Here is a 25,544-nt window from a genome sequence, read left to right as displayed (position 1 = left end):
TCGTCGCGAACTAGCCGCTCGGCTCGGCGCTGATGATGGGGCCGAACAGCTCCCACTGGCCACTCTTGAACCGCCACATCTTGAGCTGTTCGATCGGCGCGAAGTCGGTGGCCGAGGTGTTGATCGTGATCCCCGGGATCAGCGTGTCGGGAGTGAAGTCCTTCAGGCTGGCGGCCTGCTTCATCACGTTCGCGCGGGTGAGATTGTCGCCCGCCTGCTTCAGCACCTGCACCATGGTCTGGGCTGCGGCATAGCCATAAACCAGATTGGCGTCCGAAATGTTGGCGCCCGGCATGTACTTTTCGATGAAGACCATGAACTTCTTCATGCCGGCATCGTCCTTCCACTGCGGATCCGACGCGTCCTTGAGATAGCCGGCCGACAGCACGCCCTCGGAGGCCTCGAGACCGGCGGGCTTCATCACCGCGCCGATCGATACCGAGACGTCCGTCATCAAATGCATCGGCTTCCAGCCGAGCTCGGCGATCTTCTTGATGGCCTGCGCCGCGAATTTCGGGGTTGCGATGTTCACGAAGACATCGGCGCCGGTGTCCTTGAGCTTGACGATATGGGCATCGATCGAAGGCTCCGACGTCTCGTAGCTCTCTTCGGCCACGATCAGCTTCGATGCCTTGTCACCAAACACGTCCTTGATGCCGGCAAGGTAGTCCTTGCCGAAATCGTCGTTGGCATAGAAGATCGCAACCTTCGCGTCAGGCTTCTCCTTCAGAATGTATTTTGCGAAGATCCGCGCCTCGACCCGGTAGCTCGGCTGGAAGCCCATGGTCCAGGGGAAGTTGTGCGGATCGTTCCACTTGCTGGCGCCGGTGGCAAGGAAGAGCTGCGGCACCTTCTTGGAGTTGTGATATTTCTGCACGGCGGTCTGGGTCGGCGTGCCCAGCGCGTTGAACACCAGGAAGACCTCGTCGCTCTCGATCAGCTTGCGGATCTGCTCCACGGTCTTCGGCGGCGAGTAGCCGTCGTCGTAGGAGATCCAGTTGATCTTGCGGCCGTTGATGCCGCCCTGATCGTTGATCATCTTGAAATAGGCTTCCTCGGTCTTGCCGATGACGCCGTAGGCGGACGCAGGTCCCGAATAGGCCTCGACATTGCCGATCTTGATCTCGGTGTCGGTAACGCCGGTGTCGTACGCTTTCTGCGCGTAGGCGCCCTGGGTCGTGAGCAATGCCAACGCCGCTGTAGCGGCGAGCAGGGAGAGTTTCCTCTTCATAAAATTTCCTTGGGTTTCTTGGTTGGAGACAGGCACGTCAGAAACAAAGAAGCGCCCACAAGAGGGCGCTTTGATCAGGCATTGGCGACTTTCTTGTCCGCGTCGGAAGCGACCGAGAATTCCTTGCGCAGGGTCGGTTTGTGGATCTTCCCGGTGGCGTTGCGCGGCAGCGCATCGACGAAGCGAATCTGGCGCGGACATTTGAAGCGCGCGAGATTGGCCGCGCAATGCGCAAAGACGTCGGCCTCGGTCAGCCGCTGCCCCTGTTTGACAGCAACGATGGCGAGGCCCACTTCGCCCCACTGCGGATCGGGAATGCCGATCACGGCCGCTTCTGCGATCGCGGTGATCTGGTGCAAGACGTTCTCGAGTTCGGCCGGATAGACGTTCTCGCCGCCGGAGATGTACATGTCTTTCCAGCGATCGACGATGTAGTAGAAGCCCTCTTCATCGACGCGGGTCGCATCGCCGGTGTGCAGCCAGCCGTCGGTGAAGGAGGATTTGTTCGCCTCCGGCCTGTTCCAGTAACCCGGGGTGATGTTCGGTCCTTTGACCCAGAGTTCGCCGAGTTCGCCGACATCGGCATCGATACCGTCGGGGCGCACGATGCGCACTTCCGTGTGCAGCACCGGCTTGCCGGCAGAGCCGGCCTTGCGCGCCGCGTCCTCGCGATCGAGCACCAGCACGGCCGGTGATGTCTCGGTCATGCCGTAGCCCTGCTGGAGCGCCACACCGCGCGCTTCCCACACTTTCAACAGCGGCACAGGCATCGGAGCGCCGCCGACACCGCAGACGATCAGTCGGGAAAGGTCAGTGGTCGCGAAGGCCGGATGCTGCGCCATGAACTGGTAGATCGCGGGCACGCCGAAGAACACGTTGATGCCCTGGGCGGGATCGTTGATCAGGCCGAGCGCAGCGGCGGGATCGAAGGCGCGCATGATCATCACTGTGCCGCCGGCATGCAGCACCGGATTGGTGTAGCAATTCAGCCCGCCGGTGTGGAACAGCGGTAGCACGGTGAGCAGCACGGAAGACGGCCCGATGCAGGCGGGACCGCCGAGATTGACGCAATTCCAGAACGTCATGCCATGCGTGATGGTCGCGCCCTTCGGATGCCCCGTCGTGCCCGACGTGTACATGATGGTCGAGACATCATCGAGCGTGACCTCCTCGGCTCGGTTGAGCGGCTTCGCGGCCGCGATGCCGGCCTCATAGGCACCGCCGGGGCCGAGCAGCACGCTGGTGGCGACGTTGCAGAGTTTTGCGACGGCTACCGCGGTGTCGGCGAGATCGGTGTCGTGGATCATCACCTTCGGCGCGCAATCGCCGGTGATGAACTGAAGCTCGGGAACGGTGAGGCGGGTGTTCAGGGGAACGAAGACGGCACCTAACCGTCCGCAGGCGAACTGCACCTCCAGCGTATCGGTGGTGTTCAGCGCCAGCACCACGACGCGGTCGCCGCGCGAGATTTTCAGCGTGTGGCGGAAGTACGAGGCGAGGCGCGAGACGCGTGCATCAAGCTGTGCATAGGTGAAGTGGCGTTCGCTCGCGAGGTCAATGACCGCAACCTTGCCAGGCGAGCGGCGCGCATGATGAGCGATCCAGTCGTAGTAACGAACGGCCAACAATCCCTCCCTGGGGCGGTCTGGTGCCGCCTGCATTTTTATTGCCGTGCACCATGACCGGCGTGGCCCTGGGAGGCCAGCCGGAGTTTGTGCAGCAGTCTTTTTTTGATTTGGAGTTGGCCTGCGAGGGGCGAAAAGCGTCTTGCGTTGAGTTGCTAGGTCGCGGCCTGTTCTGGGCGACTCCCGAGCCAGCCACTCCGCGCAAGTGGGCCGTCGAGGTTCCGGCCATGGTGCAACGACAGGAGCCGTCGAAGGCGAAAGCGCAATGAAGAGCCCGTTCTATACCGCCGAGCACGACGCCTTCCGCGACGTCATGCGCCGCTTCGTCGACAAGGAAATCACGCCGTTCGCCCATGAATGGGACGAAGCCGGCGAATTCCCGCGCGCGCTCTATCGCAAGGCGGCCGAGATCGGCCTGTTGGGGCTCGGATTCCCCGAGGAATATGGCGGGATCGTCGCCGACCAGTTCATGAAGATCGTCGCGAGCCAGGAATTGGCCCGGGCCGGCGCCGGCGGCATCAGCGCCAGCCTGATGAGCCACACCATCGGCTCGCCGCCGATCGCGCGGGCGGCAGGGCCTGAGGTGAAGGCGCGGGTGCTGCCGCAGGTGCTCTCCGGCGAGAAGATTTCGGCGCTTGCGATCACCGAGCCGGGCGGCGGTTCTGACGTTGCGAACCTGCGCACCCGGGCGCGGCGCGACGGCAATCACTACGTCGTGAGCGGCGAAAAAACCTTCATCACCTCGGGCATGCGCGCCGACTATCTGACCGTTGCAGTGCGCACGGGTGGCGAGGGCGCCGGCGGCGTCAGCCTGCTCCTGATCGAGGGCGATACGCCCGGCCTGTCGCGCACCAAGCTGAAAAAGATGGGCTGGTGGGCCTCCGACACTGCGACCTTGCATTTCGACGACTGCCGCGTGCGTGCCGAAAACTTGATCGGCGAGGAGGGCCATGGCTTTAAGATCATCATGCGGAATTTTAACAGCGAGCGCATGGGCATGGCCGCAGGCTGCACCGCCTTCGCGCGGGTCTGCCTCGATGAGGCGGTCGCCTATGCCAAGGAACGCAAGACCTTCGGCAAGCCGCTTGCCCAGCACCAGGTCATCCGCCACAAGATCGTCGACATGGCGCAGAAGGTCGCGGTGTCACAATCGATGCTGGAGATGCTGGCCTGGCGTCTGGAGCAGGGTGAGAGCCCGGTCGCGGAAATCTGCATGATGAAGAACCAGGCGACGCAGACCATGGCGTTCTGCGCCTCGGAAGCCGTGCAGATTTTCGGCGGCGCCGGCTTCATGCGCGGCATCAAGGCCGAGCGCATCTATCGCGAGGTCAAGGTCAACGCCATCGGCGGCGGCACCGAGGAGATCATGAAGGATCTCGCCAGCCGCCAGATGGGGTTGTGACGAGAGGAAGAAATGCTGTTCACTGCCGACCACAACGACATCCGTCGGAGTTTACAAAAATTCGTCGTCAACGAGATCAATCCGCATGTCGATGAATGGGAAAAGGCCGACATCTTTCCCGCGCACGAGCTGTTCAAGAAGATGGGCAGCCTCGGTTTCCTCGGACTGAATAAGCCCACGGAGTTCGGCGGCTCGGGCCTCGACTATTCCTATGCGCTGATGATGGCGGAGGAGCTCGGCGCGATCACCTGCGGCGGCGTGCCGATGGCGATCGGGGTGCAGACCGACATGGCGACGCCGGCGCTGGCGCGGTTCGGCTCGGACGAAGTGCGGCGCGAATTTCTGGCACCCTCGATCGCCGGGGACTATGTCGCCTGCATCGGCGTCTCCGAGCCCGGCGCAGGCTCGGACGTCGCCTCGATCAAGACCAGCGCCCGCTCTGATGGCGACGACTACCTCATCACCGGCGGCAAGATGTGGATCACCAATGGCACCCAGGCCGACTGGATCTGTCTGCTCGCCAATACGGGCGATGGTCCCGCTCATCGCAACAAGTCTCTGATCTGCGTGCCCATGAAGACCAACGGCGTCACTGTCGCGCGAAAACTCGACAAGATGGGCATGCGCTCGTCGGACACCGCGCAGATCTTTTTCGACAATGTCCGCGTGCCCAAGCGCAACCTCATCGGCGAGGAGGGCAAGGGCTTTACCTACCAGATGATCCAGTTCCAGGAGGAGCGGCTCTGGGGTGCGGCGGCCTGCCTCAAGTCGCACGAGTACATCATCAACGAGACCATTGAATACACCCGCAACCGCAAAGCCTTCGGGAAGTCGATCCTCGACAATCAGGTCGTCCATTTCAAGCTCGCGGAGATGCAGACCGAGATCGAGCTGCTGCGCGCGCTGATCTATCGCGCTGCTGAGGCGTTGGTCGCCGGCGAGGACGTCACAAGGCTCGCAACCATGGCCAAGCTGAAGGCCGGCCGGCTCGGCCGCGAGCTCACCGACGCCTGCTTGCAATATTGGGGCGGAATGGGCTTTACCAACGAGACCCCGGTCAGCCGCGCCTATCGCGACAGCCGCTTGACCTCGATCGGCGGCGGCGCCGACGAGGTCATGCTGATGGTCCTGTGCAAGATGATGGGCACGCTGCCCGGCAGCAAAGGAAGTTCTTGATGATCACGCTCTATCACTGCGACGCTGCGCGCTCGTTCCGCCCGCTCTGGATGCTGGAGGAGATGGGGCTGTTATATGAGCTGAAGATGCTGCCGTTCCCGCCGCGGGTCTTCGCCAAGGAATATCTCGCGCTCAATCCGTTGGGCACGATTCCCTTCTTGGTCGATGGCGAGACGAAGATGACGGAGTCCTCGGGCATCTGCCACTATCTTGGCGTCAAACACGGCCCGACGCCGCTGATGGTCGGCCCCGAAGAGCCCGCCTATGGCGCTTTCCTGAACTGGATGTATTTCAGCGACGCCACGTTAACCTTCCCGCAAACGCTGGTGCTCCGCTACACCCAGCTCGAGCCGGAAGAGCGCCGCAATCCGCAGGTCGCCACCGACTACGCAAAATGGTTCCTGGGCCGGCTGCGCGCCGTCGAGGCGGCGACTGCGAATACTGAGGCCTTGTGTGCCGGGCGCTTCACCGCCGCTGACATTGTCGTCGGTTACGCACTGCGGTTGGCCAGCAATATCGGTCTCGCCAAGGATTTCGGGCCGAATGTCGCAGCCTATTGGGTATGCCTGCAGCAGCGCGATGGCTTCAAGCGCGCGGTTGCTGCGGAGCAGAAGGCCGGCGCCGAGCAGAATGTTGCGCCGCGCGTGAGGGCGTAAGCATTCCGCAGGATGGGACTGCAGTCTCATCGCGGTTCCGGGAGGACTGATCGTCGTCCCGGAATGGTAATCCTTTGCGCGCCATGACAGCGCTATCCCGTCGTGACAGCGCCCAAATTTCCGCTAAGGTGACCTCCGTCCGCAGCGGTCAAAGAGCCGCGCGAGGAGGATCCCAATGGAAGATAAGGGTCGCGAATCCGACCATCTGATGCTGATCACGCCAGAGCGGGTCTTCTATGCCGGCCTGCTCGGCAGGCCCCGCAAGCGGACCCCAGGTTGCTGCCACGTCTATGTCGCGGTGAAAGGCAGCCTGCATCTGACCATCGATGATGTTCTCGCCACCGCCGAATTGTTCGTCACCCTGCCGAACCAGCGACATTCCATCGCCAGTGACTACCGCACCGCAATCAGCGTCACGCTCGAGCCGGAAAGCATGCCGGATGGCGTGATCGAGGCTTTGGCCCAGCGACTGATGGGACCGGACCGTGCGGTCTATGCCCGCAAAATCCTTGCCGCCTACGCGTTGCTGCGCCACCGTCGTTATGGCGACATCAACACCGCCGAATTCGACGAGATGTGCTTTGGCGAGGCGCTGCCCCGCCGTGCGCTCGACCCGCGCGTGACGCGCGCCGTCGCCCGCATCGAGCGCTTCTCCGGCGAACCGGTGACCGCCGATACCTGCGCTGCGGAAGCGGGGCTCTCCGCCTCGCGCTTCCTGCATCTGTTCAAGGAGGAGACCGGCATCTCGTTCCGCTCCTTCCGTGCCTGGAAGCGCGCGCGACATCTGCTGCATTTCGCCAATCAGGACCTCAATCTCGCCCATCTCGCGCAGGATATCGGCTATCCTGACTCGACCCATTTCAGCCATTCGATCCGCCGCTTCTACGGATTGAAGCCGCGCGCGATCTTCGTAGGCTCGCGCGACCTTGCGATCTATCGCAGTAGCGAGACGGTGGGGCTCGCGGAGGCGAGCTAACGCCGCTCTCGAAGGCTCTCGTAGGGTGGGCAAAGGCGCGCTTGCGCCGTGCCCACCATCTCTCTGCGATCGCGGACGGAATGGTGGGCACGCTTCGCTTTGCCTACCCTGCGAAAGCTCGGCCTTCTTCAGCTTCTCCGCGCAAGAAGCCGCATGCCGTGCATCACATGATCGCCAGCGTTGGATTTTCAACGTGCGAGACATTTGTGGCATGAGCGACAAGGCCGTTATCACCTGCGCGCTGAACGGCGTGCTCACCGACCCGAAGCAGCACAACGTGCCCGTGACGCCCGAGCAGATGGCGCGCGAGGCCAAGGCTGCGTTCGATGCCGGCGCGTCCGTCATGCATATCCATCTACGCCAGCAGGCGCCGAACAAGGGCCACCTGCCGTCCTGGGAAGTCAGCGTCAGCAAGGAAATCCAGCAGGCGATCCGCGAGGCCTGCCCCGGCGTGATCATCAACCACACCTCGGGCGTATCAGGCCCGAACTATAGCGGCGCGCTCGACTGTATCCGCGAGACCAGGCCGGAGATTGCCGCCTGCAACGCTGGCTCGCTGAACTATCTCAAGGTGAAGGCCGACAACAGTTGGGCCTGGCCGCCGATGATGTTCGATAACGCGGTCGAGAAGGTGAAGGACTATCTCGACGTCATGAACGCGGTCGGCACCATCCCCGAGTTCGAATGCTTTGATGTCGGCATCGTACGTTGCGTCGGCATGTACCATCAGGTTGGCATGTACAAAGGGCCACTCGAATACAATTTTGTGATGGGCGTAGCCTCAGGCATGCCGTCTGATCCGGAGCTGCTGCCGATCCTGATCAAGCTGAAGCGTCCCGAGGCGCATTTTCAGGTCACCGCGATCGGCCGCGAAGAGATCTGGCCGCTGCACCAGCGCTGCGCCGAGCTCGGCGGCCATCTGCGCACCGGTCTCGAAGACGCCTTCTATCTTGCCGACGGCAAGAAGGTGACGTCGAACGGCCAGCTGATCGAAGCCATAGCCGCCTGTGCCCGCCGCGCGGGCCGCGAGATCGCCAGCCCCGCCGAGGCGCGGAAGATCTTTGGGACGAATCGCTGAACGCAGCCACACCCGTCATTGCGAGCGCAGCGAAGCAATCCAGAATCTCTCAGCGGATGTGGCCTGGATTGCTTCGTCGCTTTGCTCCTCGCAATGACGGCTAGGATAGAGTTATGTCCATTCTCGAAAACACCATTTCCCCCGGCAGTGCCGCCTACCACGCCAATCGCCACGGCATGCTCGGCCTGATCGACCGTATGCGCGCGCTGGAGGAGCGCACGCGCGCGGCGTCGGCGGCAGCAAAGGATCGCTTCCACAAGCGCGGGCAGTTGCTGCCGCGCGAGCGTGTCGCGCTGGTGCTCGATCCGGGTGCGCCCTTCATTGAACTGTCGACGCTCGCCGGCTACATGTTCGACGTGCCGGATGCGAACAAGAGCGTGCCCGGTGGGGGCGTCATCGCCGGCATCGGCTTCGTTTCCGGCATCCGCTGCATGGTCAGCGCCAATGACGCCGGCATCGATGCAGGCGCGCTCCAGCCTTATGGCCTCGACAAAACGATCCGCGTGCAGGAACTCGCGCTGGAGAACAAGCTGCCCTACGTGCAGCTCGTCGAAAGCGCCGGCGCCAATCTGCTGCGCTACCGCGTCGAGGATTTTGTCCGCGGCGGCAATATTTTTCGCAATCTCGCACGCCTCTCCGCGGCGGGATTGCCCGTTGTCACCGTTACGCACGGTTCTTCGACCGCGGGCGGCGCCTACCAGACCGGCCTGTCCGATTACATCGTCATGGTTCGCGGCCGCACCCGCGCCTTCCTCGCCGGTCCGCCGTTGCTGAGGGCCGCGACCGGCGAGATCGCGAGCGAGGAAGAGCTCGGCGGTGCCGAGATGCACACACAAATCTCCGGCCTCGGCGATTATCTCGCCGAGGACGATCGCGACGCGCTTCGCATCGCGCGCGAGATCATGGCCGCCCTGGAATGGGAGCGTCCGGGCCGGACGGTGCCGCAATTCAAGCCGCCGCGCTATGACCAGGACGAGCTGCTCGGCATCATGCCGATGGACCACAAGCGCTCCGTCGACATGAAACAGGTGATCGCGCGCATCGTCGACGATTCCGATTTCACCGAAATGGCGCCGAACTACGGCCCGGCCACCGTCTGCGGCCATGCCCGCATCGAGGACCAGGCGATCGGCATCATCACCAACAACGGGCCGCTCGATCCGGCCGGTGCCAACAAGGCGACGCATTTCATCCAGGCCTGCTGCCAGACCCGCACGCCGATCCTCTATCTCAACAACACCACCGGCTACATGGTTGGCAAAGCCTATGAAGAAGCCGGCATGATCAAGCACGGCTCGAAGATGATTCAGGCGGTAACTTCGGCGACCGTGCCGCAGATTACCATCTATTGCGGCGCCTCGTTCGGTGCCGGCAATTACGGCATGTGCGGGCGCGGTTTCCATCCACGTTTCTGCTTCTCCTGGCCCAACGCCAAGACCGCGGTGATGGGCGGCGAGCAGGCTGCCGAGACCATGGCGATCGTGACCGAGGCCGCCGCCGCGCGTCGCGGCAAGCCGATCGAGAAGGACAAGTTAGAGGCCATGAAAGCGCAGATCATCGGCGTGTTCGACGGCCAGATGGACGTGTTCTCGACCAGCGCGCGCGTGCTCGACGACGGCGTGATCGATCCGCGCGATACCCGCGCGGTATTGGCCGAGGTGCTCGCGATCTGCCGCGAGGGCGATTCGCGCACGCCCCAGCGCATGCAATTCTCGGTGGCTCGCCCATGAGGAACGGATCAGTGCAGCACCGACCGTTCTTCAAGGTCTTGATTGCCAATCGCGGCGAGATCGCGTTGCGTGTGATGCGCAGCGCGCGGCAGCTCGGCCTTGGCGTCGTCGCGGTTTACTCGGATGCCGATCGCGATGCGCTCCATGTGCGGCAGGCCGATCGGGCCGTGCGCATCGGCGAAGCGCTGCCAGCGCAGTCCTATCTCAATATTCCCGCAATCATTGCCGCGGCCAGGGCCAGCGGCGCGGATGCCGTGCATCCCGGCTACGGCTTCCTTGCCGAGAACGAGGACTTTGCGCAAGCCTGCAAGGATGCCGGCCTCGTCTTCATCGGCCCGTCGCCGCAAGCGATCGAGGCGATGGGTAACAAGGCCGGCGCCAAGGAGATCATGAAGAAGGCCGGCGTGCCCTGCGTGCCCGGCTATCAGGGTGCCGAGCAGGGCGATGAGGTCATGCTCGCGGAAGCCAGCAAGATCGGCTTCCCCGTGATGATCAAGGCCGTCGCAGGCGGTGGCGGGCGCGGCATGCGGCTTGTCACCGATGCCGCATCATTCGCCGATGCCCTGCGCAGCGCGCGGTCGGAAGCGAAGGCCGCGTTCGGTGATCCCACGGTGATCCTCGAACGCGCCATTGAGAATCCCCGCCACATCGAGATCCAGGTGTTCGGTGACAGCCATGGCAACGCCATCCATCTCGGTGAGCGCGATTGCTCGGTGCAGCGCCGGCACCAGAAGCTGATCGAGGAGGCGCCGTCGCCAGCCGTGACGCCGGAACTGCGCGCGAAGATGGGTGAAGTCGCCGTCGCCGCCGTGAAGGCATTGCGCTATGAGGGTGCCGGCACGCTGGAATTCCTGCTCGATCAAAGCGGCGAGTTCTACTTCATTGAAATGAACACGCGCCTTCAGGTCGAGCATCCCGTGACCGAGGCGATCACCGGGCTTGATCTGGTCGAGCTGCAATTGCGCGTCGCGCGCGGTGAGCCCCTACCGGTGAAGCAGCAGGATATCAAATTTTCCGGTCATGCCATCGAGGTACGGCTCTGCTCGGAGGATGCGGCACAGGATTTCATGCCGCAGTCCGGCCGAATGGCGCGCTGGCAGGTGCCCGATGGCATCCGAGTCGAGCACGCGCTTCAATCGGGCTCGGAGATCCCGCCGTTCTACGATTCCATGATCGCAAAAGTGATCAGCCATGGTGCCACGCGCGAGGAGGCGCGGGGCCGGCTGATCGTCGGCCTGGAGCAGCTCACGGCGCTTGGCGTGACGACCAACCAGGCGTTCCTGATGTCGTGCCTGCGTCATCCCGGCTTTGCCAGGGGCGAGGCGACGACGGCGTTCATCGGCGCGCATCGCGACGAGCTGCTGACGCCGCGCGCGGACGCCGCGTTCGAGACGGCGCTGGCGGGTCTGCTGCTCTATGTCACGAATCCGCGCGCACCGTCATGGCAGAGTGGCCGGAGCCTGTCGGCAACGTTCCCGCTGCCTGCAAAACTCGAAATCTCGGGTCACACGCTTGAGATCGAAGTCACGCGTGAGCGTGATGGCAGCTACGCCATCGCCTCTGACGGTCGTCAGGACAAGTTCGAGATCGATCAGCTCGATGCTGACACCATCCGCTTCCGCCACGATGGCGTGATGGACGGCGCAGGATTCCTGCGCGACGGCGACCGGCTCTATCTCGCACATCGCGGCATCCCACTTGCCGTCACCGATCTAACCCTTGCGGCTCCGAAAGCCGCCGCAGCCAATGGCGGCGACGGAAAAATCCGCGCCGCCATGAACGGCCGGGTTGTCGCCGTTCTGGTCAAGCCGGGGGACCGGGTCACGGCCGGTCAGCCGGTGATGACGCTGGAAGCGATGAAGATGGAGCACGTCCACAAGGCCGGCATCGACGGCGTGGTGGCGGCGATCGACGTCGCCGAGGGCGAGCAGGTGACGACGGGACGGATCGTGGCGGAGATCGGGGCGTAGTCGGAACCGCGGGCTCTGCAATCGGGTGGGCAAAGGCGCGGAACGCCGTGCCCACCGTCTTTCATCGGGTCGGGCGTGGTGGGCACGCTTTCGCTTTGCCCACCCTACGGGACCTATGTTGATCGCCCCGTCCCCTCGTTGAGCAGACACGCCACCTGATGCCCGTCGCCGGCATCCATCAGCACCGGCCGGTCCGTCTTGCACCGCTCCATCGCAAACCGGCAGCGCGTGTGAAACGCGCATCCGGGCGGCGGATTGACCGGGCTCGGCACGTCGCCGTCGACCAGCGGCGCGAGCTTCTTCGCCAGCGGATTGGCGATCGGCACCGAGGCGAGCAGGGCCTGCGTGTAGGGATGGCGTGGGTTGCGGAACAACTCGTCCTTGTCGGCAATCTCGACGATGCGGCCGAGATACATCACGGCGACGCGGTGGCTGATATGGGCGACGACCGCGAGGTCGTGCGCGATGAAGAGATAGGAGAAGCCGTGCTCGCGCTGCAAATCGATCAGCAGATTGATCACCTGCGCCTGGATCGAGACGTCGAGCGCGGAGACTGGCTCATCGCAGACGATCAGACGCGGCTCAAGAGCGAGCGCGCGCGCGATGCAGATGCGCTGTCGCTGGCCGCCGGAGAATTGATGCGGGAAATTGCGCATCTGGTCGGGCCGCAGGCCGACCTGTTCGAACAGCTTTGCGACACGCGCCTCCAGCGCTTTGCCGGTGGCGAGCCCATGCACGGCCAGCGGTTCGCCGACGATATCGCCCGCGGTCATGCGCGGGTTGAGCGAGGCGAACGGGTCCTGAAACACGATCTGCATCGAACGGCGATGCCGGCGCAGCGCCGTCTTGGACAGATGCGTGATGTCCTCACCGTTGAGGCGGATCTGGCCCGAGGTCGGTTCGACCAGCCGCAGCACGCTGCGCGCCACGGTCGACTTGCCGCAACCGGATTCGCCGACGAGGCCGAGTGTTTCGCCGGCGCCAAGCGAGAACGAGACGCCGTCGACCGAGTGCACGGCGCCGACCTGCCGGCGCAGCACGCCGGCGCGCACCGGGTAGTGCTTTTTGAGATCGATGACTTCGAGCAATGCCTCGCTCATGCCACCTCCGCGACGTCAGCCGCGCGCCAGCAGGCGGCGAGATGGCCGCCGCCCCAGTCGGCGAGAGGCGGGTATTCTGTCTCGCAGCGCTTCACCGCGAGCTTGCAACGTGGCGCGAAGGCGCAGCCCTTCGGCAGCCGCACCAGCGACGGCACGGTGCCGGGAATTTCGTTCAGCCGCTCCTGCGCGGCGACCCCGGAGGCCGGCACGGCCGGGATCGAGGCCATCAGCCCGCGGGTGTAGGGATGTTTTGGAGCGGCGAATAATGCCTCGACTCTGGCTTCCTCGACCTTTCGCCCTGCATACATCACGATCACGCGCTGCGCGGTCTGTGCGACGACGCCGAGGTCATGCGTGATCAGCACGAGGCCGGTGCCGAGCTCTTTCTGGAGGTCGAGGATCAGCGCCAGGATCTGCGCCTGAATGGTGACGTCGAGCGCGGTGGTCGGCTCGTCAGCGATCAGCAGCGCCGGCCGGCACGCCAGCGCCATCGCGATCATCGCGCGCTGGCGCATGCCCCCGGAGAGCTGGTGCGGATATTCGCGCGCGCGCCGCGCCGGCTCGGGGATGCGCACCAGCCGCAGCATCTCGACCGCGATGTTTTGGGCCTCCTTGGTCGACAGGTTCCGGTGTAGCCGCACGGCCTCGACGATCTGGTCGCCGATCCGCATCACCGGATTGAGCGAGGTCATCGGCTCCTGGAAGATCATGGAGATGCGATTGCCCCGGATCTTGCGCATCTCCGCTTCATCCAGCGCCAGCAGATCGGTGCCTTCGAGCGAGATGGAGCCGCCAACGATCCGCCCGGGCGGATCGGGCACCAGCCGCATTAAGGAAAGCGCGGTGACGCTCTTGCCGCAGCCGGATTCGCCGACGATCGCCAGCGTCTCGCCGCGTCTGACGGTGAAGGATATGTCGTCGACAGCCTTGAACAGGCCGGAATTGGTGAAGAACACCGTCTTCAGGTTCTTCACGTCGAGCACGAGATCGGAGGTATCAGCCATCAGCCGCGCTGCCGGGGATCGAGGATGTCGCGCAGGGCGTCGCCGAACAGATTGGCGCCGAACACGGCGAGGCTGATCGCGATGCCCGGGAAGATCACCAGCCACGGCGCCGTGCGGACATATTCGGCGGCGGATTCGGAGAGCATGCGTCCCCATGATGGATAAGGCTCGGGGATGCCAAGGCCGAGGAAGGAGAGCGAGGCTTCGGTCAAAATGGTTGAGCCGAGCTGGGCGGTCGCAAGCACGATCAGAGGCGCCAGCGTGTTCGGCAGCACGTGGCGGAGCGCAATGCGGACTTCGCTCATGCCGATCGACTTGGCCGCTTCCACGAACGGCTGCTCGCGCAGCGCCAGCGTGTTGGCGCGGGTGACGCGTGAGACGGTCGGGATCAGCGGAATGGCAATGGCGAGGATGACGTTCGGTAGCGACGGACCCAGCGCCGCCGTCATGATCAGGGCCAGGACCAGCAGCGGCAGCGCCTGCAAGATGTCGGACACGCGCTGGAACACGAGATCGACCCAGCCGGAGAGATAGCCGGAGGTGAGACCGACGATCACGCCGATCGAGCCGCCGAGCGCGGTCGAGCCGATGCCGACCGCGAGCGAAATCCGCGCGCCGTGGATGATGCGGCTGAATACGTCGCGGCCGAAGGAATCCGTGCCCATCCAGTGCGCCAGGCTCGGTCGCATCAGCGCGTGCGCGGCGTCGACGCTCAGCGGATCATAGCGCGCGATGAAGTCGGCGAAGATCGCGGTCAGCACGAACAGCGTCATGATGACGAGTCCGGCCGCGCCCAGCACGTGCCGCTGCGCCAGGAACAGCACGCGCCGCCAGCCACCGGTCGCATGCGCGCCAGCCCGCCTCAGTTCAACGTCAAAGTCGATCGCAGCCAAGCTGATCTCCTAATCCGTGTACCGGATACGTGGATCGAACACGGCGTAGAGCATGTCGACGATGAAGTTCGCGCTCACCACCACGACGGCAATCAGCATCACAAGGTTCTGCACGATCGGATAATCGCGCCAGCGGATCGCCTCGACCAGGAAGCGCGCGACACCGGGGATGTTGAACACGGTCTCGGTGACAATGAGGCCGCCGATCAGGAACGCTGCCTCGATGCCGATCACGGTGATGACGGGCAGGATCGCGTTCTTCAGCGCGTGGTGATAGTTCACGGCCGCGTCGGAGGCGCCCTTGGCGCGCGCGGTGCGGATATAATCCTGCCGCAGCACCTCCAGCATCGAGGATCGCGTGATGCGCATGGTCAGCGCGGCGCTGCGGAAGCCGACGGCGGCCGCCGGCACGGCGTAGGTCGCGAACGCCTCGAGCCACGTGGCCGGATTGGGATTGAAGATCGGTATCTGTCCGAACATCGCCACCGACGCGGTGAGGATGAGCAGGCCGAGCCAGAATGAGGGCAGAGACAATCCGCTAAGGCTGACGATGCGGAGTGCGTAGTCGAGCCGTGTTCCCTGCTTCACCGCGCTGATGACCCCTAGCGGAATGCCGATCGACGCCGAGAACAGTAGCGCTAGCCCGGCAAGCCGCGCGGTGATCGGGATCCGCGGCAGGATCTCCTGCAGCGCCGGCTTCTCGGACACATAGGAGTAGCCAAAATCGCCACGCAGAAAGCCGCTGATCCAGTGCCAATATTGCAGGATCAGCGGCTGGTCGATGCCGAGCTCTTTCTCCAGACCGGCCTTGTCGGAGGGATCGACATAGCCGGCCGCCGCGAACAGGATGTCGACGATATTGCCGGGCACGATGCGCAACAGGAAGAAGATGACGACCGAGATCCCGAACAGGGTCACGAGCATCAGGAACAGGCGCCGCACCAGATAGGCAAACATCCCGCGCCCTCCGTCGAACCGTTAGCGCGCTACTTGTCCATCCAAACGTCTTCGTACCGGTACCCATTATAGGAGCTGTTGGTCATGACAGTCACGCCCTTCACATAGGGCTGCCAGCAGGTGCCGGTGCGTGCGTGGAAGATGATTGGGCGGGCGACATCCTCCTGCAATTTCTTGTCGATGTCCCACACCAGCTTCTTGCGTTTGGCGATATCGGTCTCCTGCGACTGCACGTCGAACAGTTTTTCGATCTCCTTGTTGCAATAATTTGTGTAGTTGCGCTCGGAGCCGCAGGAATAGTTTTCGTAGAAAGACTGGTCGGGGTCGTCGACGGCGTTGCCGGTCAGATTAAGGCCGAGCATGTAGTCCTTGCGGGCGATCTTCGGGAACCAGTTCGCGGTCTCGACCACGTCGAGCTCGCCGTCGATATAAATGCTCTTGAGCTGGTCGATCAGGATCACCGCGGGATCGCGATAGACCGGAATGTTGCGGGTCGAGACCTTGACGGCGAGGTGCTTGTCCGGCCCGTAGCCGGCTTTCTGCATCAGCTTCTTGGCTTCCTCGCGGTTGGCGTTGATGTCGGGGCCGTAGCCCGGAATGCTCTCGAGCATCTCCTTCGGCATTGCCCAGAGGCCAGCAGGCGCCGGCTCCATCGTGCCGCCGATATCGCCCTGGCCCTCGAACAGAATCGAGATGAAGGCCTTGCGGTCAAGCGACAGCGCCATGGCCTTGCGGATGTCGATGTTGTCGAACGGCGGCGCGGACGAGTTGACGATGATGTTGGTCGAGACATTGTTCGGCTCGACCTCGCAGACCGCGTTCGGCGCCTGCGATTTCACGTCCTTCAGCAGCGGAATGCTCACCTCGGTCGGGAAGGTCATGTCGAACTTGCCGGCGACGAAGGCGAGAATCGCGGTCGAGCGGTTCGGGATGATGGTGAACTCGATGCCGTCGAGATAGGGCCGGCCCTTGCGCCAATAGTCGGTGTTCCGGGTCAGCTTGATCGATTCATTGGCTTTGAACTCGACGAATTTGAACGGGCCGGTGCCGATCGGATGCGTGCGCATGTCGCCGGGCGAGACGTGGCAGGGATAGACCGGCGTGTAGCCCGACGCCAGCAGAGCGAGCAGCGACGGCTGCGGCCGCTTCAGATTGAACGAAGCCTCGAAATCGCCATTGGTCGAGATGTCGTTGACCTCGTTGTACCAGGACTTGCGCGGGTTCTGCCGGAATTTCTGCTGCGACTTGCCCATCAGCATGTCGAAGGTGCATTTGACATCCGCGGAGGTGAAGGGCTTGCCATCATGCCATTTCACGCCTTGGCGCAGCTTGAAGGTCAGCGTCTTGCCCTCGTTCGACCAGGCCCAGCTCTCGGCGAGCTCGGGCACGATGTTGTTCATCGTGTTCTGGGGCTCGTCCTGCTTGTAGATGACGAGGTTGTTGAACACCGGCATGAAGGGAACATTGAGCGAGTAGGTCGCGCCTTCATGGATCGAGGCGTTGCCAGGGCTGTCGCGGTGATACATCCGCAGGATTCCGCCCTGTTTGGGCTCGCCGGCGAATGCCGTGGTCGAAAACGCCAATAAAGACAGCGCCGCCGTCGCGGCGAGCGCCCACACGCTCCGCATCCTCGGTCCTCCCTGGACATCAGCCATTTGTGGCCTGTTTGACCGGACGATAGCCGAGGCGTGTGGAGGGAGGCAACCGGCAAGGCCGCGTGCTGTCTCGACAATTCGGATGACGAAAGGCCGCGGAGTGTTTCTCTCACAATGTGAGAGTGCGGGTGCGAACGCGCGGTTCCTGCGCGGATATTGTGCGATGCCGGATCAACGAACTCCGCCGTCGTCCCGGACAAGCGCAGCGGCGATCGGGGACCCATAACCACAGGATTGGGTCTGACGAAGATTCGGAGTTACCTGCTCGCGCGGTAACTTCTCCCTGTGGTTATGGAACCCGGGTTCGCGACTTCGTCGCGCCCCGGGACGACACCGGAGTTTGTGGTGCTTGCTCGCGGACGTTACACAGCAGCACTCCTCACACAATCCTTGACGTCTTGTTGCCCCAGTACCGGTCCCGCAGCAGCCGCTTGTACAGCTTTCCCGTCGGCAACCGCGGCAATTCCTTCTCGAAATCGACCGAGCGCGGTACCTTCTGCCGCGACAGCGATGCCCCGCAGAAGGCGATCAGCTCTTCAGCGAGCGCGTCACCGGGCATTACGCCCGGCATCGGCTGTACGACAGCCTTCACCTCCTCGCCGAGATCAGGATTGGGCACGCCGAATACCGCGGCATCGGCAACCTTCGGATGGGTAATCAGCAGATTCTCGCATTCCTGCGGATAGATGTTCACGCCGCCCGAGATGATCATGAAGGTCGCGCGATCGGTGAGATAGAGGAAGCGGTCCTCGTCGACATAGCCGACATCGCCGACCGTGCTCATGCTGCCGTCGGCCGAGCGAGCCTCTTTGGTTTTCTCCGGGTCATTGAAATATTCGAACGGAGATCCCGTCTTGAACCAGACTTGCCCCGGCGTGCCGGTTGGGCATGGCTGCATGTTCTCGTCGAGAATATGGAGATCGCCGAGCAGCACCTTGCCGACGGTGCCGCGGTGGCTAAGCCATTCCTCGCTGTTGCACGCCGTGAAGCCGAGGCCTTCAGTCGCGCCGTAATATTCGTGGATGATGGGCCCCCACCATTTGATGATGTCGTCCTTGATCAGCGCGGGGCAGGGAGCGGCGGCATGGATCGCGATCTCGAGCGATGACAAATCGTAGCGGTCGCGTACCTCCTCCGGCAGCTTCAGCATGCGCGAGAACATCGTCGGTACCAGCTGGCTGTGGGTGATGCCCCATTGCTCGACGAGCTGGAGGTAACGCTCGGGATCGAAAGTCTCCATGATAACCACGGTGCCGCCCATGCGGATCGTGAGATTGACCGCGGCCTGGGGCGCCGAGTGATAGAGCGGCGCCGGCGACAAATAGACCATGCCCTCGCGGTAGTGCCAAAGTTTTGAAAGGAAATCGAATAGCGGCAGATTGTGCCTTGGCGGTTCTTCCGGAAGCGGCCGAATAATGCCCTTGGGGCGTCCGGTCGTGCCTGACGAATAGAGCATGGAGGTGCCAAGCCATTCGTCCGCGATTGGTGTCCGCGGCAGGTCTGCGGTCACCTCTGCGAGCCCGACGATGCGGTCGCTCTCACCGGGACCGTCGGCGACGATGCAGAGCTTGACGTCGGGACAGGCCTGGATCGCCTCGCGCGCGATGTCGAGTTTTGCAACGGACGTGATCAGGATCTTGGACTGGCTGTTGGTAAGGAGATAGGCGAGTTCGCCCGCGGTGAGGAAGGAGTTGATGCAGGTGTAATACAGCCCCGACCGCTCACCCGCGCCGCAGGCTTCGAGATAGCGGGAGTTGTTCTCCATGAAGATCGAGTAGTGATCGCGCTGCTTCAGTCCGTGCTCGCGGAACAGATGCGCCAGCCGGTTGCTGCGGGCATCGAGTTCGCGGTAAGTGACGGCCTCGCCCGTCGCCGCCATGATGAAGGCGGGTTGCAGCGGGCGCAGACGAGCATGCAGACCTGGGTACATCAGTCCTCCGGCTTGAAAATCATGCGGCGAGAAGCAGGATTTCGCGCACTTGCGCTGGGCCCTCGATCTTGCGCGGATTGCGCGGCACCCAGGGCGTGCGCATCGCCTGCTCGGCGATGGCGTCGAAATGTTCGGGCAACACGCGCACGTCAGCCAGGCTACGCGGCATGCCGAGCGAGCGAATGAAGGCATCGAGCACGTCGGCGGCGTTATGGCCGGGAAAACCCATGGCGGCGGCGACGATCATCTGGCGCTCGGCATTGGCGCTCGCATTCCAACGCATCACCGCCGGCAGCATGATGCAGGAGGTGTAGCCGTGCGGCACGTCGAAGGCCGCGCCCAGCACGTAGCCGATGCCATGGCTCGCGCCCATCGGCACGCCGGCCGCAAGCGCGCCCATAGATAGCCATGTGCCGATCTGCGCGTCCATCCGCGCATCGAGATCGGCAGGGTCGGCCTTCACCCGCGGCAGCGCATCGGCGAGCATGGCGAGACCCTTCACCGACTGCGCGTCGGCATAAGGGTGGGTCTCGCGCGAGCAGATCGCTTCGACGCAATGGTCGATGGCGCGGATACCGGTGGAGAGAAACAGCCATTCCGGCGTGTGCACGGTGATGGCGGGATCGAGAATCGTTGCGCGCGGCACGGTCAGCGGATGCCGCAGCATCTGCTTCACATGCGTGCTGCGGTCAGTGACCCCCGCGATCGACGAGAACTCGCCGCCGGCAATCGTGGTCGGCACGCTGATCTGGCGTGCCGTCGGGGCGGTCATCTCCGGTGCGACACCCTTATGCACACGGATGCGCTCGATGCCGTCGATATCGTCGATGCCGTTGGCAAGGCAGAGCTGCACGGCCTTGGCGCCGTCGGTGATCGAGCCGCCGCCCACGGTGACGATCAAATCAGCGCCGGCCTCGCGCGCCGCATTGGTGGCCGCAATCACCGCCTCGCGCGGCGTGTGTGCGGGCATCGCATCGAACAGCCCGGCGCAGCGAGCACCGAGCGCCTGAACGATCTTCGCGATTTCGTCGGTCTGGCGGTTCAGCGTGCCTGACACCATCAGGAAGGCACGTTGCGTCCCCAGCCGGTCCATCTGCGCAACGATGGCCTCGGCCGCCGGATGGCCGAATACGACCTCCTCGATCGCGCCGTAAACGACACGTCCCTGATGCACGCCTGTCCTCCCCGGACAATTCGTCTTGTTTTGTAAGGGGTAATCTAGCCGAGCCCGCCGTATCAGTCATGTGCGAAGACGCTGGCCGCTCTCTCGTCTCCCTCTCCCCGCAAGCGGCAGGAGGTATCGCATTTGGAGGCTGCTTCTCTGCGGCCATCCTTCGAGACGCCCGCCTCTGGCGGGCCCTCAGGATGAGGGCGGAGTGCGCGGCAGCAGTTTTCAACAAGCAAGGATGCCGCTCAGCCTCATCCTGAGGAGACCGCAAAGCGGGCGTCTCGAAGGACGAGGCGCTTGCTCAAGCCCCGCCAAAACGTCATATGCGATAGCCTACCGCAAGCGGGGAGAGGCGAAGGAAGGTCGGCGCATGCCCGTCTCTCTCCCTGTCAACCCGTCATCCGGCCAGGGCATTCTCTTGAGCATTGCGTGTGGTGTAGTCTTGAAGAGTTCATCATCGCCACCCATCTTGTGGCGCCCGCGGGTCAACGAGTACTCTGCTTTTTCCGCGGCTTTCATGCGAGGACCTGGGATGACTGGACCTGACGGAAGCGAGCAATTTGTCAAAACGCACGATTTCGTTCAGCTCCGGCCATACGCCATAGCCGGCCTTCTCGCCGCAGCATTCGCGCTCAGTGGTTGCGGACAGCCGGCCTCCCAAGCAGCCGCACCGCCACCTCCGCCGGTCACCATTGCCCAGCCGGTCAAGCGCACCGTTACCGATTGGGATGAGTACACCGGCCGGTTCGAGGCGGTCGAGGAGGTGCAGGTGCGCCCCCGCGTCGGCGGCTTCGTCAACTCCGTCGAGTTCCAGGACGGTGCGATCGTGCATCAGGGCGATCTGCTCTACGTCATCGACCCGCGCCCGTTCGAGGCGGTGGCCGAGCAGGCGGATGGCCAGCTCTCCGACGCCCGCGCCAAGGTCGAGCTGGCCAAGCGCGAGCTCGACCGCGGCCTGAACCTGGTCCAGACCAGCGCTGTCTCCGAGCAAGTCGTCGACCAGCGCCGTCAGGCCTTACAGGCCGCGCACGCCGCCGAGACCCAGGCCGAAGGCGCGCTGAAGGCCGCCCGGCTCAACATCGAGTTCACCCATGTGACCGCGCCGCTCACCGGCCGCGTCGGCCGCCATCTCGTCAGCCCCGGCAATCTCGTGCAGGGTAGCGACAACGGCTCTTCGACGCTGCTGACCTCGATCGTGACGCTTGATCCTATCTACGTCTATTTCGACATGGATGAGACGACCTTCATCAAATACAGCAAGCTGTGGTTCGAAGGTAAGCGCCCGAGCTCGCGCGATACCGCCAACCCGGTGCAGGTGACGCTCGCCGGCGAAGCCAAACCGTCGCATGAAGGCGCCATCAACTTTCTCGACAACCGCCTCGATGTCTCGACCGGTACGCTGCGCAGCCGCGCTGTCGTCAAGAACACCGATCTCTCGATCCTGCCCGGCCAATTCGGCCGCGTCCGCCTGATCGGCAGCGCGCCTTATGAGGCGCTGCTGATCCCGGACGTCGCAGTTGCGACCGACCAGTCGCGCAAGATCGTGTTCGTGGTGAAGCCTGACGACACCGTGGAGGCGCGGCCCGTGGTGCTGGGGCCGCTCGATGACGGCTTGCGTGTGATCCGCGAAGGGCTGAACGCCGAGGACCGGGTCATCGTCAACGGCATCCAGCGCGCCCGCGTTGGCGCCAAGGTCGCCCCATCTCCCGCGAAAACGCCGGCCGGTGCCAAGCCTGGTGACAAGTCATGAATCTTGGCCGTCTGTCCATCAACCAGCCCATCCTGGCGATGGTGCTGTCGATCGTGCTCCTGATCGTCGGTGCGCTCGCCTACTCGACACTGCCGATCTCCGAGTATCCGCAAGTGGTGCCGCCGACCGTTGTCGTCACCACGCAATATCCGGGCGCCTCGGCGCAAACCGTGTCCGACACCGTCGCCGCTCCGATCGAGCAGCAGATCAACGGCGTCGAGGATATGCTGTATCTCTACAGCCAGGCGACCTCGAACGGTCAGCTCACCATTACCGTCACGTTCAAGTTGGGCACCGATCTCGACAAGGCGCAGGTGCTGGTCCAAAATCGCGTCGCGATCGCGCAGCCGCAGCTGCCGGACGAGGTCCAGCGTAACGGCGTCGTCACCCGCAAGAACTCGCCCGACATCCTGATGGTCGTGTTCATGCTGTCGCCCGACGACACGTTCGACCAGCTCTACATCTCCAATTACGCGCTGCTCCAGGTCCGCGATCAGTTGCTGCGCATCGACGGCGTCGGCGACATCCAGATCTTTGGCGCGCGCGATTATTCGATGCGGCTTTGGCTCGATCCCGACCGCATCGCCAATCTCGGCCTGACCTCGACCGAGGTTCTGGCCGCGATCCGCGCCCAGAACGTGCAGATCGCGGGCGGCCAGATCGCCGAGCCGCCAATCGCCGACCGCGCCTTCCAGCCGAACCTGGTTTTCACCGGACGTCTAAAGGACCAGAAGCAGTTCGAGGATATCCTGATCAAGGCCGGCTCCGATGGCCGCACGGTGCGCCTGCGCGACGTCGCCCGCATCGAGCTCGGGGCTCTCGCCTATTCGACCAACAGCTTCCTGCTGCGCAAATCCGCGGTCGCCATGCTGGTGACGCAGCGGCCGGGATCGAATGCGCTCGCGACGGCAAAAAGCATCTCCGACACCATGACGAAGCTCAAGGAGAATTTTCCGAAAGGGCTCGACTACAATATCGGCTACAATCCGACCGAGTTCATCGCGCAGTCCGTCCACGAGCTGATCAAGACCATCTACGAGGCCATGCTGCTCGTGGTCGTCGTCGTGCTGGTGTTCCTGCAGGGCTGGCGACCGGCGATCATCCCGATCATCGCGATTCCAGTGTCGCTGGTCGGCACTTTCGCGGCGATGGCGGCGCTCGGCTTCTCCATCAACAACCTCACTCTGTTCGGCCTCGTGCTCGCCGTCGGCATCGTCGTCGACGACGCCATCGTCGTGGTCGAGAATGTCGAGCGGCATCTCGAGCGCGGCATGAGCCGGCGCGACGCTGCGCTGAAGACCATGGAGGAGGTCGGCGGCGCGCTGGTCTCGATCGCGCTGGTGCTCTGCGCCGTGTTCGTGCCGACCGCGTTCATCGGCGGCATTTCCGGGCAGTTCTTCCAGCAGTTCGCCGTCACCATTGCGGTGGCGACCGCGATCTCCTGCTTCTGCTCGCTGACGCTGTCGCCGGCGCTGGCCTCGCTGATCCTCACACCCCATGGGGAGAAGCGGCCGCCTGCCGCCTGGAATCTGTTCGCGCGCGGCTGGAACGCCTTCACCGGCGCCTTCAACCGCCTGTTCGACCGGCTGGCGCATGGCTATGCAGGCGTGGCCAATTTCGTGATCCGGCATTCGGTGGTGATGATCCTGATCTATGTCGTGCTGATCGGCAGCGCCGGCTGGCTGATCGGGACCACGTCGCAGGGTTTCATCCCGGCGCAGGACCGCGGCTACGTCATCATCTCCGTGCAATTGCCCGGTGCGGCATCGCTGGCGCGCACGACAGAAGTCGTGCGTGAGATCGAGCGGATTTCGCTGGATACGCCGGGCATCATCCGCGTTGCCGCTTTCGCCGGCTTCTCCGGCGCCACGCGCACACAGGCCGGCAATGCCGCAGCGCTATTCCCGGTGTTCGATGAACCCGAGGTGCGCATCAAGAAGGGACTGACGGCGAACGCGATCACGGCCGAGCTGCGCAAGCGCCTCGCCGCGATCCAGGGCGCTTTCATCATCGTCATTCCTCCGCCGGCCGTGCCGGGCATCGGCACCGGTGGTGGCTTCACCATCCGTATCCAGGATCGCCAGGGTCGCGGGCCGGAGTTGCTGGCGTCCGCAACCGACGAGCTCGTCGCCGCGGCGCGCAAATCGCCCGCGCTGCTCGCTCCCTCGGTATTCTCGCCGTTCTCGGCCAACACGCCGCAGCTCTTCGTCGACATCGACCGCACCAAGGCGCAGAAGCTCGGTGTTCCCATTGCGAACATCAACGACACGATCCAGACCTATTTCGGATCGACCTATGTCAACGACTTCAACCTGTTCGGCCGTACCTATCACGTCACTGCGCAGGCTGACTTCCCGTTCCGCAAAGAACCCAGCGATCTCGCGCGGTTGCGAACGCGCAACGCTTCCGGCGACATGGTGATGCTCGGCAGTGTGGTCGACTTCAAGGATGTCTCGGGACCGGACCGCGTCGCGCGCTACAATCTCTATGCGGCGTCCGAGCTGCAGGGCGAGCCGGCACCGGGTACGAGCTCGACGACCGCGCTGAACGCCATCAAGAAGCTCGCCGATGATACTCTGCCGAGCGGCTTTACGTTCGAGTGGACCGATCTGTCCTATCAGCAGGTCACCGGCGGCAATGCCGGCCTCTACGTGTTCCCGATCTGCGTGCTGTTCGTCTATCTCGTGCTCGCCGCACAATATGGCAGCTGGACCCTGCCGTTCGCCGTCATCCTGATCGTGCCGATGTGCCTGTTAGCTGCCACCATCGGCGTGCGTATCATGGGCCAGGACGTCAACATCCTCACCCAGATCGGCTTTGTCGTGCTGGTGGGATTGGCCGCGAAAAACGCGATCCTGATCGTCGAGTTCGCGCGCGACATCGAGAAGGAAGGCAAGCCGCGGCTGGAGGCCGTGATCGACGCCTGCCGCCTGCGTCTGCGGCCGATCCTGATGACGTCCTTTGCCTTCATCCTCGGGGTGCTGCCGCTGGTGATCTCGTCCGGTTCCGGGTCCGAGATGCGTCAGGCCGTTGGCGTCGCCGTGTTCTTCGGCATGATCGGCGTCACGCTGTTCGGGCTGCTGTTCACGCCGATCTTCTATGTGGTGGTGCGGAACCTGGCGGAAGGGCGGAATGAGAAGAAGCCGGAGGGGGCGTAATGCCTCCCCGATGTCGTCCTGGCTCCGCGCTTCGCTTGTCCGGGACGACGGCATTTTTTGTGGCCGCCCCCATAATAACGGCCTA

Annotated in this window: 18 protein-coding genes; 9 read left to right on the top strand and 9 right to left on the bottom strand. The window is 63.7% G+C overall.

From position 1 onward, the window contains the following. Window positions 1–10: 10 nt before the first annotated feature. Entirely contained in the window at window positions 11–1,231 is a 1,221-nt protein-coding gene (locus ABIA96_RS06855; protein ID WP_354136259.1) for an ABC transporter substrate-binding protein, read from the bottom strand. A gap of 74 nt (window positions 1,232–1,305) precedes the next feature. Further along, window positions 1,306–2,856: an acyl-CoA synthetase gene (locus tag ABIA96_RS06850; protein ID WP_354136258.1), complete on the bottom strand. Its 1,551-nt coding sequence runs from the start codon at window positions 2,854–2,856 to the stop codon at window positions 1,306–1,308. 265 nt (window positions 2,857–3,121) lie between these two features. On the opposite strand from ABIA96_RS06850, the gene ABIA96_RS06845 reads away from it, so the two are divergent. From ABIA96_RS06845 to ABIA96_RS06815, 7 genes are all read left to right on the top strand, one after another. Next, window positions 3,122–4,258, top strand: coding sequence for an acyl-CoA dehydrogenase family protein (locus tag ABIA96_RS06845; protein ID WP_354136257.1), 1,137 nt, complete (start codon window positions 3,122–3,124; stop codon window positions 4,256–4,258). A 12-nt stretch (window positions 4,259–4,270) separates the two neighbouring features. Next, the gene (locus ABIA96_RS06840) at window positions 4,271–5,434 is read left to right on the top strand and encodes an acyl-CoA dehydrogenase family protein (protein WP_354136256.1); all 1,164 of its coding nucleotides are present in this window, start codon (window positions 4,271–4,273) and stop codon (window positions 5,432–5,434) included. Then, window positions 5,434–6,090 (top strand): glutathione S-transferase family protein, encoded by a 657-nt coding sequence (locus ABIA96_RS06835; RefSeq protein ID WP_354136255.1) that lies wholly within the window; start codon window positions 5,434–5,436, stop codon window positions 6,088–6,090. The genes ABIA96_RS06840 and ABIA96_RS06835 overlap by 1 nt, the downstream gene beginning before the upstream one ends. A gap of 175 nt (window positions 6,091–6,265) precedes the next feature. Then, window positions 6,266–7,066, top strand: coding sequence for a helix-turn-helix domain-containing protein (locus ABIA96_RS06830; protein WP_354136254.1), 801 nt, complete (start codon window positions 6,266–6,268; stop codon window positions 7,064–7,066). A 211-nt stretch (window positions 7,067–7,277) separates the two neighbouring features. After that, complete coding sequence (locus ABIA96_RS06825; protein WP_354136253.1) at window positions 7,278–8,144, top strand: beta-keto acid cleavage family enzyme; 867 nt, start codon at window positions 7,278–7,280, stop codon at window positions 8,142–8,144. A gap of 113 nt (window positions 8,145–8,257) precedes the next feature. Then, a complete protein-coding gene (locus ABIA96_RS06820) occupies window positions 8,258–9,874 on the top strand; it encodes an acyl-CoA carboxylase subunit beta (RefSeq protein WP_354136252.1) in 1,617 nt (538 codons plus the stop codon). Beyond that, window positions 9,871–11,844, top strand: coding sequence for an acetyl/propionyl/methylcrotonyl-CoA carboxylase subunit alpha (locus ABIA96_RS06815; protein WP_354136251.1), 1,974 nt, complete (start codon window positions 9,871–9,873; stop codon window positions 11,842–11,844). The genes ABIA96_RS06820 and ABIA96_RS06815 overlap by 4 nt, the downstream gene beginning before the upstream one ends. Window positions 11,845–11,957: 113 nt before the next feature. Here ABIA96_RS06815 and ABIA96_RS06810 read toward each other — a convergent pair whose 3' ends face one another. The 7 genes from ABIA96_RS06810 to ABIA96_RS06780 form a co-directional block, all read right to left on the bottom strand. Beyond that, on the bottom strand, window positions 11,958–12,944 hold the full coding sequence (locus ABIA96_RS06810) for an ABC transporter ATP-binding protein (protein WP_354136250.1): 987 nt from the start codon (window positions 12,942–12,944) through the stop codon (window positions 11,958–11,960). Beyond that, window positions 12,941–13,948: an ABC transporter ATP-binding protein gene (locus tag ABIA96_RS06805; RefSeq protein WP_354136249.1), complete on the bottom strand. Its 1,008-nt coding sequence runs from the start codon at window positions 13,946–13,948 to the stop codon at window positions 12,941–12,943. Before ABIA96_RS06805 ends, ABIA96_RS06810 begins: the two co-directional genes overlap by 4 nt. Continuing rightward, the gene (locus tag ABIA96_RS06800; protein WP_354136248.1) at window positions 13,948–14,841 is read right to left on the bottom strand and encodes an ABC transporter permease; all 894 of its coding nucleotides are present in this window, start codon (window positions 14,839–14,841) and stop codon (window positions 13,948–13,950) included. The genes ABIA96_RS06805 and ABIA96_RS06800 overlap by 1 nt, the downstream gene beginning before the upstream one ends. Window positions 14,842–14,850: 9 nt before the next feature. Beyond that, complete coding sequence (locus tag ABIA96_RS06795; protein ID WP_354136247.1) at window positions 14,851–15,798, bottom strand: ABC transporter permease; 948 nt, start codon at window positions 15,796–15,798, stop codon at window positions 14,851–14,853. Between the two features lie 29 nt (window positions 15,799–15,827). Further along, the gene (locus tag ABIA96_RS06790) at window positions 15,828–17,426 is read right to left on the bottom strand and encodes an ABC transporter substrate-binding protein (RefSeq protein ID WP_354136246.1); all 1,599 of its coding nucleotides are present in this window, start codon (window positions 17,424–17,426) and stop codon (window positions 15,828–15,830) included. A 406-nt stretch (window positions 17,427–17,832) separates the two neighbouring features. Continuing rightward, the gene (locus tag ABIA96_RS06785) at window positions 17,833–19,383 is read right to left on the bottom strand and encodes an AMP-binding protein (protein ID WP_354136245.1); all 1,551 of its coding nucleotides are present in this window, start codon (window positions 19,381–19,383) and stop codon (window positions 17,833–17,835) included. Window positions 19,384–19,402: 19 nt separating this feature from the next. Further along, window positions 19,403–20,557 carry an iron-containing alcohol dehydrogenase gene (locus ABIA96_RS06780; protein WP_354136244.1) on the bottom strand — a complete coding sequence of 385 codons (1,155 nt, stop codon included), beginning with the start codon at window positions 20,555–20,557 and terminating at the stop codon, window positions 19,403–19,405. A 526-nt stretch (window positions 20,558–21,083) separates the two neighbouring features. Here ABIA96_RS06780 and ABIA96_RS06775 point away from each other — a divergent pair. Together ABIA96_RS06775 and ABIA96_RS06770 are read left to right on the top strand one after the other, a co-directional pair. Next, window positions 21,084–22,301, top strand: a complete 1,218-nt coding sequence (locus tag ABIA96_RS06775) for an efflux RND transporter periplasmic adaptor subunit (RefSeq protein WP_354136243.1) — start codon at window positions 21,084–21,086, stop codon at window positions 22,299–22,301. Further along, window positions 22,298–25,459: an efflux RND transporter permease subunit gene (locus ABIA96_RS06770; RefSeq protein ID WP_354136242.1), complete on the top strand. Its 3,162-nt coding sequence runs from the start codon at window positions 22,298–22,300 to the stop codon at window positions 25,457–25,459. The genes ABIA96_RS06775 and ABIA96_RS06770 overlap by 4 nt, the downstream gene beginning before the upstream one ends. Window positions 25,460–25,544 lie beyond the last annotated feature (85 nt).

The sequence above is a fragment of the Bradyrhizobium sp. LB11.1 genome, from assembly GCF_040549385.1.
Taxonomy (GTDB): Bacteria; Pseudomonadota; Alphaproteobacteria; order Rhizobiales; family Xanthobacteraceae; genus Bradyrhizobium.
The sequence above is the reverse complement of the archived record's forward strand: the minus strand, read 5'-3'. Positions and strand labels throughout refer to the sequence as shown.

Bases quoted from the DNA above. Each gene is read 5' to 3' on its own strand.
- ABIA96_RS06830 (WP_354136254.1), top strand. From the start codon at position 6,266: ATGGAAGATAAGGGTCGCGAATCCGACCATCTGATGCTGATCACGCCA.
- ABIA96_RS06825 (WP_354136253.1), top strand. From the start codon at position 7,278: ATGAGCGACAAGGCCGTTATCACCTGCGCGCTGAACGGCGTGCTCACC.
- ABIA96_RS06815 (WP_354136251.1), top strand. From the start codon at position 9,871: ATGAGGAACGGATCAGTGCAGCACCGACCGTTCTTCAAGGTCTTGATT.
- ABIA96_RS06770 (WP_354136242.1), top strand. From the start codon at position 22,298: ATGAATCTTGGCCGTCTGTCCATCAACCAGCCCATCCTGGCGATGGTG.
- ABIA96_RS06820 (WP_354136252.1), top strand. From the start codon at position 8,258: ATGTCCATTCTCGAAAACACCATTTCCCCCGGCAGTGCCGCCTACCAC.
- ABIA96_RS06835 (WP_354136255.1), top strand. From the start codon at position 5,434: ATGATCACGCTCTATCACTGCGACGCTGCGCGCTCGTTCCGCCCGCTC.
- ABIA96_RS06810 (WP_354136250.1), bottom strand. From the start codon at position 12,944: ATGAGCGAGGCATTGCTCGAAGTCATCGATCTCAAAAAGCACTACCCG.
- ABIA96_RS06840 (WP_354136256.1), top strand. From the start codon at position 4,271: ATGCTGTTCACTGCCGACCACAACGACATCCGTCGGAGTTTACAAAAA.
- ABIA96_RS06845 (WP_354136257.1), top strand. From the start codon at position 3,122: ATGAAGAGCCCGTTCTATACCGCCGAGCACGACGCCTTCCGCGACGTC.
- ABIA96_RS06805 (WP_354136249.1), bottom strand. From the start codon at position 13,948: ATGGCTGATACCTCCGATCTCGTGCTCGACGTGAAGAACCTGAAGACG.
- ABIA96_RS06855 (WP_354136259.1), bottom strand. From the start codon at position 1,231: ATGAAGAGGAAACTCTCCCTGCTCGCCGCTACAGCGGCGTTGGCATTG.
- ABIA96_RS06785 (WP_354136245.1), bottom strand. From the start codon at position 19,383: ATGTACCCAGGTCTGCATGCTCGTCTGCGCCCGCTGCAACCCGCCTTC.
- ABIA96_RS06790 (WP_354136246.1), bottom strand. From the start codon at position 17,426: ATGCGGAGCGTGTGGGCGCTCGCCGCGACGGCGGCGCTGTCTTTATTG.
- ABIA96_RS06775 (WP_354136243.1), top strand. From the start codon at position 21,084: ATGACTGGACCTGACGGAAGCGAGCAATTTGTCAAAACGCACGATTTC.
- ABIA96_RS06795 (WP_354136247.1), bottom strand. From the start codon at position 15,798: ATGTTTGCCTATCTGGTGCGGCGCCTGTTCCTGATGCTCGTGACCCTG.